The sequence below is a fragment of the Paenibacillus sp. cl123 genome (assembly GCF_900101595.1).
Classification (GTDB): domain Bacteria; phylum Bacillota; class Bacilli; order Paenibacillales; family NBRC-103111; genus Paenibacillus_G.
In genome coordinates, this window is record NZ_FMYY01000016.1 from 1 (window position 1) to 14,297 (window position 14,297).

Here is a 14,297-nt window from a genome sequence, read left to right on the forward strand (position 1 = left end):
GACCGTCGAAGTCCGTGTGACGCTAGACGAAGAAGTCATTTTGTGGTTTCAGGGCAAGGCAGTTGCGCTTAAGCCAACGGAACGGCCGAAACGGATTTCTGCGCCAAAAGAAAAAGCGGGCTCTGCGCAGCCACGCAAACCCGCCAGCAGTCATCCGTGGAGAACCGCGGAGACTCAAAACCAATCCAAGCGTACCACATCCAAGAGCTCATTCCAAGATGCCATCTATTCACAGCACAACCGCTATTCGGAGGCCTCCTGGTAGGCGGCTTCCATTTATTCTAAAAGTGACATTTTCTCGGAAAAGTTAAGGTGACATTTTCTCAGACGATTGACACATGAACTTCACAAAGCTTTGGGGCTATATGCCGCCGCCGTCATTCCGGCTATTTATGTAAGGAAATGCCGCGGAGTCACGGCGCATCGTCCGCCACTTCCGCAGCCCGCTCGCGCTCAAATTCCGCCAGCCACTTACGGTCCTGCGCCGTCAGCTCCACCTGCTCCAGCAGATCGGGACGCTTGCGCCAGGTCCGGTACAGCGACTGCTTGCGCCGCCACTGATCGATATGGGCGTGGTTGCCCGAGATAAGCACCTCCGGCACATCCCAGTCCCGGAACTTGGCCGGCCTCGTATAATGAGGATACTCCAGCAGCCCTGTGCTAAACGAGTCGGTCACCGCGGATGTCTCATTGCCCAGCACGCCGGGCAGCAGCCGAACGACGCTGTCGATGACGACCATTGCGGGCAGCTCCCCGCCCGTCAGCACATAATCGCCTATAGAGAGCTCGTCGGTCACCAGATACTCTCGAATGCGTTCATCGTAGCCTTCATAGTGGCCGCACACAAAGATCAGATGGCGTTCGCCGGACAGCTCCTCCGCTTTCTTCTGCGAGAATGGCTCTCCCTGCGGACACATTAGGATGACCCGCGGCTTCGCCTGCTCGTCTGCCGGCCGTATATCTTCGACAGCGGAGAAGATCGGCTCGGCCTTGAGCACCATTCCCCCTCCGCCGCCGTACGGATAATCGTCCACCGTGTTATGCTTGTTGTTGGCATAATCGCGGAAATTCACCGTATTCAGCTCGACCAACCCTTTTTCCTGCGCCTTGCCGAGGATGCTGGAATGAAACACCCCGTCGAACATCGCGGGAAACAAAGTCAGCACATCGATTCTCATAGATCCAGCAAGCCTTCCATCAGGCGAACGGTCACCTTTTTCCCGGCTACATCGACATCCAGCACGACATCATCGATGTACGGGATCAGCAATTCCTTGCCTTGCGGACGCCGCACCACCCAGACGTCGTTGGCGCCGGGAGACAGGATCTCCTTGATCTCGCCAAGCGCTTCGCCTTCTTCGGTGACGACCGAGCAGCCGATGATTTCATGGTAATAGTACTCGTCGCTGTCCAGCTCGGACAAGTATTGCTCCTCCACCTTCAGCAGCCAGCCTTTATACTTCTCGACTTCATTAATATTTCCGAAGCCCTGGAACCGGATAATGAACATCTGTTTATGCTCACGCGCCGTCTCTACCGTCACCGGAAGCTTCGCCCCCGAATTCGGATCGACAAATACAAGCTTGCTGTTTTTCGCGAACCGTTCATCCGGAAAATCCGTCTCCGGCACGATCTTCAGCTCGCCGCGGATGCCGTGCGTATTTACAATTTTCCCTACCGTATACAGCTTTTCACTCATGCTTGCTCCATGCCTCCTGCCGCCAAAAAACTCTTGAAGGCTCGCAGATATTTGCTGCGCCCGCTTCCCTGTATAGAAAGAAAAGAGTTAGGAAGCATCTCCTAACCCTCATCTTTTCCATTATGACACAATCTCAACCGAAACGCGTTTCGATTCTTTCACTGCAGCTGATGTAACTACCGTGCGAAGCGCCTTGGCGATACGCCCCTGCTTCCCGATCACTTTGCCGACATCGGACTTGTGAACGGACAGCTCAAACGTGATGCTGCGGTCGTCCTCCACGATATTCACATGCACATCCTCCGGATGATCGACGAGCGCCCTGGCAATTACAGATACAAGATCTTTCATCGGAATCGGACCCTCCCAATCACACAGATTACTTCTGCAGCTTGGACTCGTGGAATTTCTTCAGAATGCCAGCTTTGCTGAACAGACTGCGAACCGTATCGGAAGCTTGAGCACCGGTTTGAAGCCATTTCAGTGCTTTCTCTTCATCAATATTTACAACGGCTGGTTGAGCAACCGGATTGTAAGTACCAATTTCTTCAATGAAGCGGCCATCACGCGGGGAACGGGAATCCGAAACCACTACGCGGTAGAAAGGAGCTTTGTGAGCGCCCATACGCTTAAGACGAATGCGAGTTGCCATGTTAACATTTCACCTCCCTAGTAAGATAAACGCTTATAATGAGATCCTAGTCCGAACGCTGCCTGACCGGATCGCCTTGATTAACGCAAGGCGGGCGCAGCTTCTGCCCTTAAAACGACCGTCCTAAGAACTAAAACGGGAATTTCATGCCTCGTCCCATTTTTTTCAGCTGCTTCATCTGTTTGGCGCCCTTCGGGCCCATCATGCCGGAGAACTGCTTCATCATCTTGCGCATCTCATCGAACTGCTTGATGAAGCGATTGACATCCTGCACCGAGTTGCCGCTGCCTGCCGCCAGACGCTTGCGCCGGCTTGGCGTAAGCAGATCGGGATTCTGACGCTCTTCCTTGGTCATCGACTTGACGATTGCCGCTACGCGCGTCATCTGCCTGTCGTCGACCTTGACATCCTTCATTCCCTTGATCTTGCCGGCGCCAGGCAGCATATCGAGCAGCTGATCCAGCGGTCCAAGCTTCTTGACCTGCTCCATCTGCTCCAGGAAATCGTCGAAGGTGAACTCCGCCTGACGAAGCTTGCGCTCCATCTCCTTGGCCTTGTCCGCATCGATGCCAGCCTGAGCCTTCTCGATCAAGGTGAGCATATCCCCCATCCCGAGTATCCGCGAAGCCATCCGCTCCGGATGGAACGGCTCCAGGGCATCCATCTTCTCGCCCATAGCCGCGAACTTGATCGGACAGCCGGTAACGGCCTTAACGGACAATGCCGCCCCGCCGCGGGTGTCGCCGTCGAGCTTCGTCAGAACGACGCCTGTCAGCTCCAGCTGCTTATGAAAAGTTTCGGCCACATTGACGGCATCCTGACCAGTCATCGCATCGACGACCAGCAGGATCTCGTCAGGGGTTACCGCAGCCACAATCTGCTTCAGCTCGCCCATCAGATTCTCGTCGATATGTAAGCGTCCCGCCGTATCGATGATCAGATAATCATGATGCTGATCCTTCGCATGCTGAAGCGCCTGCTTCGCGATCTCGACCGGGCTGACTTGATCGCCCAGCGAGAATACCGGCACTTTCAGCTGCTCGCCAAGCACTTGCAGCTGCTTGATCGCCGCCGGGCGGTAAATATCGGCTGCCGCGAGGAGCGGCCGGTGATTTTGCTGCTGCAGCAGCTTTGCCAGCTTGCCGGTCGTCGTCGTCTTGCCCGCGCCCTGCAACCCCGCCATCATGATGACGGTCGGAGGCTTATTCGCCTTGGCCAGCTTGCTGTTTGTACCGCCCATCAAGGCCGTTAGTTCCTTGTTGACGATATCGACAACAATCATGCCGGGCGTGAAGCTTTGGAGCACTTCCTGGCCGATCGCCCGCTCCTTCACCTTGGCCACGAATTCCTTGACGACCTTGAAGTTAACGTCCGCTTCAAGCAGTGCGAGACGCACCTCGCGAAGCGCTTCGTTCACGTCCTCCTCGGTCAGCTTCCCCTTGCCTCTCAGTTTGCTGAATACGCTTTGAAGCCGGCTGGATAATCCTTCGAATGCCACTGGGGTCACCACCTTCAAGGGAAATTTCATTGCTTCGATCGCTCTCTTAGTCCAATGCCTGAAGCTGTTCCGTCAGCTCGATCAGAGCCTTTGCTTGCGCCGGCGCCAATCCGTCAGCCAGCCCGCTTACGCTCTGCAGCAGCCGCTGTCTCCGCTCGTGCTTATCCAGCAGCCGCAGCTTCGATTCGTATTCCTCAAGCACGGACTCCGCACGTTTGATATGCTCATAGACAGCCTGCCGGCTAATCTGAAATTCCGCCGCGATCTCGCCAAGCGAGTAATCGTCATGGAAATAATGCTTCATAAAGGTTTGCTGCTTCTCCGTTAACAACCGCTCATAGAAATCGAACAGCAGATTGATCCGGTTTGTTTTCTGAAGGGCGCTATCTTCCATCATTCGCGTTACCCCCTTCGTTAAGGTAAAACCCTTTACACCCGAGCAACATCACCTATCATACTTAAACCTGGCTAGGATGTCAAGTCTTTCTCCTTGTCAGACAAAAGTCAGACAAAAGTCAGACAAAAGTCGGTCTTCGGCCGGTCCTTGAAAATCTCTACGTACGGCTCCATGCTTTTGGTGCGTGGGTAGGAATGGATATGGGCTTCCAACCGCTCTTGAAGTCGTGTCCAATTGGGATTGATTTTAGAGGTAAGGACACGACTTCAAAGGCGGACGCTTTCGCTTTTACACCCCATATCCATTCCCTTTCTTCTACTCCGTGCTCTCTTCGACTTCTCTAAGAGCAATCCGAGCTGCCATGCTCCTATTAAAGCGGCATGCAGCCAGAGCCGATTGACTTCACAACGATTGGATAATACGCCCGCTATCGGGTTCAAGCCTGCCCGCGTTTTTCTTCATCCGCTATCCACTTGTTGAAGAGCGCGTGAACGAACTGATCGGAGTCGAACTGCTGAAGATCGTCCATCTTCTCCCCGAGGCCGACAAATTTGACCGGCAGCTGCAGCTCCTGCCGGATGGCCACGACGATGCCGCCCTTGGCCGTGCCGTCAAGCTTGGTCAGCACAAGACCGGTCAGACCGGATTTTTCATCGAACAGCTTCGCCTGCATCAGCGCATTTTGCCCGGTCGTGGCGTCCAGGACCAGCAGCACCTCGTGAGGAGCTTCAGGCACCTCGCGGCGGATGACGCGGAATATTTTATTCAGCTCTTCCATCAGATTCACTTTATTTTGCAGCCGGCCTGCTGTGTCGCAGAGCAGTACATCCGCGCCGCGGGAACGCGCAGCCTGCAGCGCGTCGAACATAACGGCAGCCGGATCGGAGCCGGCCTGCTGCTTGATGACGTCCACGCCTACACGGCGCCCCCATTCCTCGAGCTGCTCGATCGCGCCGGCCCGGAATGTATCTCCTGCGGCCATCATCACTTTTTTGCCTTGCGACTTGAGCAGATGCGCAAGCTTGCCGATCGTCGTCGTCTTGCCGACGCCATTGACCCCGACGAACAAAATAACGGTCAAGCCGCTGTCTGCCATGCGCAGCGCCGTCTGCTCGTCGCCCTTCAGCAGCGCGATCATTTTCTCGGACATAATCGGCTGAAGCTCGCTCGGGCTTTCGATTTTACGCTTGCGCACCTCGGCCCTCAGCTCTTCGATCAGCTTCAGCACCGTATTCACGCCCACATCGGCGCCGATCAATATTTCTTCAAGCTCTTCGTAGAACTCCTCGTCGATTTTTTTGCGCCGGGAGAACAGGTCGTCGACGCGTTCGATGAACACATCCCGCGTCTTGGCCAGACCTTCCTTGAATTTGCTGGTTACCGACTCCGTTTTGGCGGAAATGCTTTCCTTCAGCCGCTGAAAAAAGCTCATGCTACCATCCACTTTCCACATATATTTAGTTGACTATGCCGCCCCCAGCCTCCCTGAGCGGCAGCGCGAAGCCGGCAAACTTCCGTCTGCCGGCAAGCTCCGGAAGCAGCCTTGCGTCAGCCTGCTTCCATGACCGCTTCCTCATCCTCCAGGCGGACGGACACCAGCTTGGATACGCCGCCTTCCTCCATCGTCACGCCGTACAGCACATCCGCTTCCTCCATCGTCCCCTTGCGGTGCGTGACGACGATAAATTGCGTCTGCTCCGAGAACTCGCGCAAGTATTCGGCAAACCGCGCCACATTCGCCTCATCCAGCGCCGCTTCGACCTCGTCAAGCACGCAGAACGGAACCGGCTTGACCCGAATAATGGAGAACAGCAGGGCAATCGCCGTAAGCGCGCGCTCTCCGCCCGAGAGCAGCTGCAGATTTTGCAGCTTTTTGCCTGGCGGCTGCGCCACAATTTCTATCCCCGTGTCCAGCAAATTGTCCGGCTCCGAGAGGATGAGATCGGCCCGGCCTCCGCCGAACAGCTTCGCGAACACGATGACGAAGTGGGACCGGATCGCATCGAACGTCGTGCGGAACCGCTTGGCCATCTCCTCGTCCATCTCGCGGATGACGCCATACAAGGCCGTCTTGGCTTCGACAAGATCGTTTTTCTGCTCGGACAAAAACGTGAAGCGCTCGTTCACCCGCTGGTACTCCTCGATAGCCCCGAGATTCACGTCACCGAGTATGGCGATCTCACGCTTCAGATCACGCACGAGATTTTGTGTGCCGAGCACATCCTCCGGCACCGGATACCGCTCCTTCGCCCGCTCGTAGCTAAGCTCGTAATCCTCCAGCAGCTTCTTGAGCAGGTTCTCCAGCTCGACATCCAGCCGGTTCACCTTGACCTCGGTCTGCCTGAGCTGCTCCTCGACGCTTCGCAGCTGATTGCGCTGTTCGCGGGTTTTATTCTCCTCCGCTTCCAGCTTGGCGGTCCAGGCGGCGCGCTCCGCTCTGTTCAGCTCCAGCGCTTCGGCCGCCTGCTGCTTCTTCAGCTTCAGATCGTTCAGCTGCTCAATTTGCCGGATCGTCTCCTGGTCATGATGCTCCATATCGTACTCCAGCTGGCGCAAAGCTTCCTTATTCGTATTCAGCTCTTCCGCAATAACCCCAAGCTCGGCCGCCAGTCTGCGCTCCATCTCCTGAAGGGATTGCTTGGCCTGCGATTGCGATGCGACCTGCACCTTCAGCTCGGTCATCTGCGACTGCAGCTCTTCCTTGGCCGACTCGCTCGCCTTGCGGCGGATTTCGGCCTCGCGGATCGCCTGCTGCAAAGCCGCTTCTTCCCCGGCCAGGCGCTCGAGCGCTTCAAGCGCGGCCGCACGGCGGCGCTGAAGGTCCATACGTTCTGCGCTCATCGTCTCATCGTCGGCGCCATAAAGCGCAAGCTGCTCCGCCACCTGCCTGGATTCATGAGCCAGAGGCTCCAGCGAAGCGCGAATTTGCTGCTCCTCGATCCGGCGCGACTCGCCCAGCTCCCGCAGCTCATCGAGCTGCCGGCCGGCGTCGCCGATCTCCTGCCGCATCGCTTCGGCTCTGGCCTTGTATTCCGCCAGCTGCTCCTGGGATACGGCGATCTCCTTGTCCATCTCCTCAATCTGCCGCTGACGGCTAAGCAGGCTTGTCGTCTTCCGCTGCTGGCTGCCGCCTGTCATCGAACCTCCGGGATTAACAACGTCGCCCTCCAGCGTTACGACCCGGTAGCGGTACTGAATACGCGCGGCAATCTTGTTGGCCGCTTCAAGCGACTTCGCAAGGATAACATTGCCCAGCAGGCTGCCGATAATCTGACGGTAGCGGTCCTCGAATTGAACCAGATCGACCGCAATGCCGACAAAGCCCTCCATGCTCTCCACCGCCCGCTGCTCGCTGTCGGGGATCGAGCGGGCGCGAATGACATCAAGCGGCAGGAACGTAGCCCGTCCCAGCTGCCTCCGCTTCAGAAACCCGATTGCCTCGCGGCCATGCGCTTCGCTCTGGACAACGACATGCTGCAGCGCCCCGCCAAGGGCTGTCTCCACAGCGGTTTCAACATGAGCGGGCACCTTGACCAGCTCGGCCACCGCGCCGTGAATGCCCCGCAGATCCGCGCGGTCCTTCGCCTTCAGCACTTCCTTGACTCCATGCATGAAGCCGTCGTAATCGCTTGCCATCTCGCTCATCGTATCCCGCCGCGAGATCAAGGCATCCAGCTTTTGCTCCCACTTGCGGACCGCCGCCTGAGCCTCCTCGGACAGCGACTGCTTCTCGCGCACGCCCTGGCTAAGCTCCAGATAGCGGTTGCGCGCTTCCTGGATGCCGGCGATCGCTTTCTCCAGCCGCTTCTCCAGAGCGGACTTGCGCGCCGCAATGCTTTCCTGCTGATCGCGCCACTTGCGGTTCTCGTCGCTGAGCCGGTCGAGTCTCCGTCCCAGCGCCTCCAATTGCTGCTCCGTGTAGCGCGCCTCATTGCGGGCGTTGGCCGTCTGGTTCAGCAGCTCGAGCAGTTCTCCCTTAAGCCGGTCCTCCTCCGCGCTGCTGATGCCGCCGGCAACCCCCAGCAGCCGATCCTCTTCGGCCTTCAGCTGACCTTGAACGACCGCCAGCTGGTCAGCTACGGTGCGCAGCTTGCCGCGCGCTTCCCCGAGCTCGGCTTCCTTGTCCGCCATGCGGCTCTCCAACTGCCTGGAGCCTATCTCGAGTTGAGCGCGGTTGGCGGAATAATTTTTCTTGCGTTCCTTCAGGACCTCGCCCTGGCCTTCGCATTTCTCGAAATCCTCGCTGATCTGCAGCAGCTTGCCCTGAAGCTCCTCGATCGCCTCCTCCTTGCGGCGCAGCTCCCAGCGGTCCGTCTCCAGCTGGGCGTCATGCGCGCTCACGAAGCCGGACAGCTCCAGCTGCGCTTCCTTGAGCTTGTCCAGCCGCTTGTTCGTTTCGTCCCATGTTTCGTAGATCTGCTCGATCTGGTAGACGTACATGGCGATTTCGCTGGATTTGAGCTCTTCCTTCAGCTCCTTGAACCGGATCGCCTTCTCCGATTGCGTACGGAGCGGATCGAGCTGGTCCTCCAGCTCCGACACCAGGTCGTGAATCCGCAGCAGATTTTGCTCGGTCTCCTGCAGCTTTTTCTCGGTTTCCTTCTTGCGCGATTTATATTTGACGATCCCCGAAGCCTCTTCGAAAATACCCCGTCTCTCTTCGGATTTCGTGCTTAAAATCTCCTCAATCCGGCCTTGCCCGATGATCGAATAAGCTTCCTTCCCGATCCCCGTATCCATGAACAGCTCCGTAATATCCTTCAGGCGGCAGGGCTGCTTGTTGATCAGGTATTCGCTCTCTCCGCTGCGGTGAACCCGTCTGGTGACGGTCACTTCCTGGTAATCCAACGGCAGCGATTGGCTGGCATTATCCAGCGTCAGCGAGACTTCCCCATAATTCACGGCCTTGCGGGCATCGCTCCCTGCGAAAATAACGTCCTGCATATTGCCGCCCCGCAAGCTTCTTGCGCTCTGTTCCCCGAGCACCCAGCGGATGCCGTCGGAGATATTGCTTTTCCCGCTGCCGTTCGGACCTACAACTGCGGTGATGCCTTGGACAAATTCAAGCTCGGTGCGGTCCGCAAACGACTTGAAACCCGACAGCTCAATACGCTTCAAAAACAAATGAACTCACCTCAAAATCTATTGTATCATATCCGCCGCCTCGCGTAGAGCGGGCTTTTCTTCAGGCGTTCAGCGTAAAAAAGCCCCGCCGCATGGAGCCTTGCAGGGGACGCTAAGATATATGGTCTTGCCGCACCTAGCTTCTTCATCGGCCGGCTCCGATGGGGATTGTCCGAAGCCGCCCCTAGCTTTTACGCAAAGACGGACGAGAGGGGAAGGGCGCCGAACGAACGCTAACGGAAATTAGCGACCGTTATAGCCGTTTCTCTCATGACCTTGCCATTCTTACGGAAATCAGCGACAAAATAGACGGGACACCTGTTATCCAATTCGCTTTAGACCTGGCAAAAGAATTTAGCCCGCCTGGCACGGCGTGGGTAAACGTCTTAAGATGTCTTGAGAAAACCCGCATGGATAGCAAGGAATCGAACAGCCGCCAGAGCCTGTTCTTCCTGTGGGTGACCCCCGCCATGTGGCGCCGAGCACCGCCCTCTGGGAGCTGTTCGGAGAAGAAAAAAGCTCCAAAAAACGGCGACCCATGGCCGCCGCCTTTTCTCTCGCCTCAGGATTGCTTCGCCCGCACCTTCAGCGTCTCGAGCGCGCCGGACGCCGCATGCTGCTCCGCCTCCTTCTTGGAGCGGCCCAACCCTTGGCCGAGCCGCTCATCGAACAGGAACACCTCCGCGATAAACTCGCGTTCGTGCGCAGGGCCCCGCTCGTCCACAATCCGATACTCAAGCGGCCCCATATTATGCTGCTGGGTATACTCCTGCAGCAGCGTCTTGAAGTCGGCCGTCAGCAGACGGCCTTGCTCCGGAAGCCGCGGAAACATATGCACGCTGAGGAAATCCCGGACGACCTCAAGCCCCTGGTCCAGGTACAGCGCGCCGACAAACGCCTCGAATACATCGGCCAGCAGCGCCGGACGCGTCCGCCCCCCAGTCAGCTCCTCGCCTTTGCCTAGCAGCACATACAAGCCGAATTGGAGCTGCTCGGCAAAACCGACAAGCGACGGCTCGCATACGATGGAGGCTCTCAGCTTGGTAAGCTCCCCTTCCGAGCGATCCGGGTATTTATTGTACAGAAATTCGGAGACGGTAAGCTCCAGCACCGCATCTCCCAGAAACTCAAGCCGCTCGTTATCTCTATGATGGCCCATTCGATGCTCGTTGACATAGGAGGAATGGGTAAACGCTTGTCTGAGCAGCTCCGGATTGCGGAACGGTATGGACAAATCGGATTGTAATTGCTTCAAGTTTCGATGCATGGCGATCACCTTCGTGTCAGCGGATGGTCCCAGGGGACATACGTCCTGCGAGCTTATGCCCCCTGAAACATTGTGGTTAGTTTACGGTCGTCCAAGCTAACTTATGCTTCGTATTTCTTCAGGATAACGGTAGCGTTATGTCCGCCGAACCCGAACGAGTTCGACATCACGACGTTCAGATTGGCCTCGCGCGGCGTATTCGGAACGTAATCCAGATCGCATTCCGGGTCCTGGTTCTCGAGATTGATCGTCGGAGGAATGATGCCGTGCTTCAGAGCGAGCGCACAGATCAGCGCTTCCACTCCGCCGGCCGCCCCAAGCAGGTGTCCGGTCATCGACTTGGTGGAGCTGACCGCCAGCTTGTAAGCGTGTTCCCCGAATGCCTGCTTGATGGCCGTCGTCTCGGATTTGTCTCCGACCGGTGTCGACGTGCCGTGCGCATTGATATAATCGATCGCCTCGAACGGAATGCCCGCGTCCTTGACGGCTTTCACCATACAGCGCGCTGCCCCGTCCGGGTCAGGATCGGTCATATGATGCGCGTCGCCGCTCATGCCGTAGCCGATCACCTCGCCATAGATGCGAGCGCCGCGCTTCTGGGCATGCTCCAGAGACTCCAGAATCAGAATGCCTGCGCCTTCGCCCATCACGAATCCGTCGCGGCCCGTATCGAACGGACGGCTTGCCTTCTCCGGCTCGTCGTTGCGCGTCGACATCGCGCGCAGCGCGCAGAAGCCGGCCACGCCCGTCGGACTGATCGTCGCCTCCGCTCCGCCGCAGATCATCACATCCGCGTCGCCGCGCAGAATCGTTTTGAACGCGTCGCCGATGGAGTGTGTTCCTGTCGCGCAAGCGGTGACCGCTGTGCTGTTCGGGCCTTTGGCTCCGGTAATCATCGAGATTTGACCGGCTCCCATGTTCGCGATCATCATTGGAATGAAGAACGGGCTGACACGCTTCGGCCCCTTCTCCAGCAAAATTTTGTGCTGCTCCTCCCATGTCGACAACCCGCCGATCCCGGAGCCTACGTAGACACCCACGCGCTCGGGGTCCGTCTGCTCCCGGATGTCCAGGTCTGCGTCCTTAAGCGCATTCAGCGTTGCCGCCACGGCGAATTGGACGAACCGGTCCATCCGGCGGGCTTCTTTCTTATCCACATAGTCCTCGACGACAAAATCCTTGATCTCTGCGGCAATCCGCGTCGGATATTCGCTCACGTCGAACGATTCGATACTGCTGACGCCAGACTTGCCCGCAAGCAAATTCGACCAGAACGTTTCGACATCCTGGCCGAGAGCGGACATCACGCCAAGACCGGTAATTACGACTCTCTGCTTCACTTGATACCCACCTCTATGAATACGGTTCAAGCGGTGCCGGCCCAGTGCCGGGCAAGCCGCTATCTCCAGAATATACTGCAATTAGGACTTGCTTTCGGGCACTCCCGGATATGGAGATAAGTCCCGTCACAGAACAGCATAACGGGACTTATACGGCTTACGTATGAGATTTTATGTACTCAACTACTTGACCTACAGTAGCGATTTTCTCTGCGTCTTCGTCAGAGATTTCCATATCAAACTCATCTTCCAATTCCATAACCAATTCAACAACATCGAGAGAATCGGCACCTAAATCATCTTTAAACGATGCTTCCAGGGTCACTTCCGCCTCATCGACGCCAAGACGGTCTACTACGATCCGCTTTACGCGATCTACAACGTCGGACATCCGGTTCACCTCCTCTTTGGTATTATACTGAACTTATGGACAAAATGCCAGAGCCAGTTGCCAAGCGGGCAAAAATGTGGCGGCAGCGTCCCAAGCCGGCACGGGACGCGCTTCCATGCGGGGCCTTGCGCCCAAGAGACCCCCGCTAATTTGCCCCGGAACACCGGCTACATATACATGCCGCCGTCGATGTGAATCGTCTGGCCGGTCATGTAGGAAGCATCGTCCGAGACGAGAAACCGTACGGCCTTCGCAATATCTTCCGGCTGCCCCAGCTTCGCCAGAGGGATTTGCTTCAGCAGCCCCTCGCGCAGCTCATCGCTCAGCTTATCCGTCATATCCGTCTCGATAAAGCCGGGAGCCACACAGTTGACGGTAATGCCCCGCGACGCCAGCTCCTTGGCCGCCGCCTTCGTCATCCCGATCACGCCCGCCTTGGCTGCCACATAGTTAGCCTGCCCCGGATTGCCAAGCGCGCCGACGACCGACGAGATATTGACGATACGGCCCGAACGCTGCTTCATCATCGGGCGGGTTGCCGCCTTCACGCAGTTGAACACGCCCTTCAGATTCGTCTCAATCACTTGATCGAACTCTTCTTCCTTCATCCGCATGATCAGGTTATCCCGCGTGATGCCGGCATTGTTGACCAGAATATCGATGCGGCCGAACGTCTCCAGCACATGCTTGAACATATCCTCGACTTCCTGGACGGAGCCGACATTAGCCTTGATTTTGAAGGAACGCCGCCCCAGCGCTTCAATAAGCTGGACGGTTTCCGCTGCGGCAGCCTCGCTGCCGGCGTAGTTGACGGCGACATCGGCCCCCGCCTCCGCCAGCGCAACCGCTATGGCGCGCCCGATACCGCGCGATGCGCCCGTGACGAGCGCGACTTTCCCCGTAAGCATGAGTATTGTACTCCTCCCGTGACAATCTGCCGGAGCAGGAGAAAAACGCGCCTGCTTCCGCCGGAATGCCTGATTTAAGCCTCTGCCGGCTTGAACTGCTCCAGCGCCTCCAGGCTGTTGATCGTATGCACCGTGACGCTGCGATCGATCTTCTTGATCAGCCCGGTCAGCACGCTGCCGCTGCCGAATTCGATGAACGTATCCACGCCTTCCGCAATCAGCCAAGCTACGCTGTCCTCCCACAAGACGGAGGAATGCACCTGATCGACCAGCAGCCGGCGGATTTCCTCCGGCTCCCGCACCGGCCTTGCGCTGACATTGGCTACCACCGGCACGGCTGCGCGGCTCATCTCCACCTCGCGCAGCACGGCTGCCAGCCGCTCGGATGCCGGGCGCATCAGCGAGGAATGGAACGGCCCGCTAACCTCCAGCGGGATAACGCGCTTCGCTCCGGCGCCTTCCTTCCCTTGCTCGACGACAGCCTGAACGCCCTCCACGCTGCCCGAAATGACGATCTGCCCCGGACAGTTCAGATTGGCCAGCTCAACCGGGCTCCCGCCCGCGCTGATCGAAGCGCACAGCGTCTGCAGCGCCTCGCGCTCCGCGCCGAGCACAGCCGCCATCGCGCCTTGCCCGCTCGGCACGGCCGCTTCCATAAATTCGCCCCGCGACCTGACGGTGCGGACCGCGTCGCGGAAGCTCAGCACGCCCGCAGCCACCAAAGCGCTATATTCGCCCAGACTATGTCCGGCGACATAATCAGGCTGCAGCGCATGCTTCGCCTGGAATCGCTCCAGATAGGCGATGCTCGTCGTCAGCAGCGCAGGCTGCGTATTGGCGGTCGCCTTCAGCTCCGCCTCCGGACCTTCCAGAATGATGCGGCTCAGCGCGAAGCCCAGCGCTTCATCCGCCTCGTCGTAAAGGCTCCTCGCCGCCGCATCCGCCTCTACAAGCTCCTTGCCCATGCCTACGGCCTGCGCTCCCTGACCCGGAAACACGAATGCCAACTTCCCCATATTCG

Annotated in this window: 13 protein-coding genes and 1 pseudogene; 1 reads left to right on the plus strand and 13 read right to left on the minus strand. The window is 57.8% G+C overall.

Translation table 11 applies throughout. The features are described 5' to 3' along the window. Window positions 1-265, plus strand: a pseudogene (locus BLR08_RS31475) (integrase); the annotation flags it as partial. A gap of 148 nt (window positions 266-413) precedes the next feature. Here BLR08_RS31475 and trmD read toward each other — a convergent pair. The 13 genes from trmD to fabD all read right to left on the minus strand — a co-directional run bounded on the left by trmD (window position 414) and on the right by fabD (window position 14,292). Further along, window positions 414-1,178 carry a tRNA (guanosine(37)-N1)-methyltransferase TrmD gene (gene trmD, locus BLR08_RS21205; RefSeq protein ID WP_072334750.1) on the minus strand — a complete coding sequence of 255 codons (765 nt, stop codon included), beginning with the start codon at window positions 1,176-1,178 and terminating at the stop codon, window positions 414-416. Further along, window positions 1,175-1,699, minus strand: a complete 525-nt coding sequence (gene rimM / locus BLR08_RS21210; protein ID WP_072334747.1) for a ribosome maturation factor RimM — start codon at window positions 1,697-1,699, stop codon at window positions 1,175-1,177. Before rimM ends, trmD begins: the two co-directional genes overlap by 4 nt. 120 nt (window positions 1,700-1,819) lie before the next feature. Then, on the minus strand, window positions 1,820-2,050 hold the full coding sequence (locus tag BLR08_RS21215; RefSeq protein ID WP_072334744.1) for a KH domain-containing protein: 231 nt from the start codon (window positions 2,048-2,050) through the stop codon (window positions 1,820-1,822). A gap of 28 nt (window positions 2,051-2,078) precedes the next feature. Then, window positions 2,079-2,351, minus strand: coding sequence for a 30S ribosomal protein S16 (gene rpsP, locus BLR08_RS21220; RefSeq protein WP_072334740.1), 273 nt, complete (start codon window positions 2,349-2,351; stop codon window positions 2,079-2,081). A 130-nt stretch (window positions 2,352-2,481) separates the two neighbouring features. Beyond that, window positions 2,482-3,849, minus strand: a complete 1,368-nt coding sequence (gene ffh / locus BLR08_RS21225; RefSeq protein ID WP_072334789.1) for a signal recognition particle protein — start codon at window positions 3,847-3,849, stop codon at window positions 2,482-2,484. Window positions 3,850-3,895: 46 nt separating this feature from the next. Then, window positions 3,896-4,246 carry a putative DNA-binding protein gene (locus tag BLR08_RS21230; RefSeq protein ID WP_072334737.1) on the minus strand — a complete coding sequence of 117 codons (351 nt, stop codon included), beginning with the start codon at window positions 4,244-4,246 and terminating at the stop codon, window positions 3,896-3,898. Between the two features lie 436 nt (window positions 4,247-4,682). Next, window positions 4,683-5,678 carry a signal recognition particle-docking protein FtsY gene (gene ftsY / locus BLR08_RS21235; RefSeq protein WP_072334734.1) on the minus strand — a complete coding sequence of 332 codons (996 nt, stop codon included), beginning with the start codon at window positions 5,676-5,678 and terminating at the stop codon, window positions 4,683-4,685. A gap of 116 nt (window positions 5,679-5,794) precedes the next feature. Then, entirely contained in the window at window positions 5,795-9,370 is a 3,576-nt protein-coding gene (gene smc, locus BLR08_RS21240) for a chromosome segregation protein SMC (protein WP_072334731.1), read from the minus strand. Window positions 9,371-9,932: 562 nt separating this feature from the next. Next, a complete protein-coding gene (gene rnc / locus BLR08_RS21245) occupies window positions 9,933-10,637 on the minus strand; it encodes a ribonuclease III (protein ID WP_072334728.1) in 705 nt (234 codons plus the stop codon). Window positions 10,638-10,738: 101 nt separating this feature from the next. Continuing rightward, entirely contained in the window at window positions 10,739-11,977 is a 1,239-nt protein-coding gene (gene fabF, locus BLR08_RS21250; protein WP_072334725.1) for a beta-ketoacyl-ACP synthase II, read from the minus strand. A 157-nt stretch (window positions 11,978-12,134) separates the two neighbouring features. Then, window positions 12,135-12,368, minus strand: a complete 234-nt coding sequence (gene acpP, locus BLR08_RS21255; protein ID WP_072334722.1) for an acyl carrier protein — start codon at window positions 12,366-12,368, stop codon at window positions 12,135-12,137. A 167-nt stretch (window positions 12,369-12,535) separates the two neighbouring features. Next, window positions 12,536-13,276, minus strand: a complete 741-nt coding sequence (fabG, locus tag BLR08_RS21260; protein ID WP_072334719.1) for a 3-oxoacyl-[acyl-carrier-protein] reductase — start codon at window positions 13,274-13,276, stop codon at window positions 12,536-12,538. Between the two features lie 74 nt (window positions 13,277-13,350). Then, a complete protein-coding gene (gene fabD / locus BLR08_RS21265) occupies window positions 13,351-14,292 on the minus strand; it encodes an ACP S-malonyltransferase (protein ID WP_072334715.1) in 942 nt (313 codons plus the stop codon). Between the last annotated feature and the right edge of the window lie 5 nt (window positions 14,293-14,297).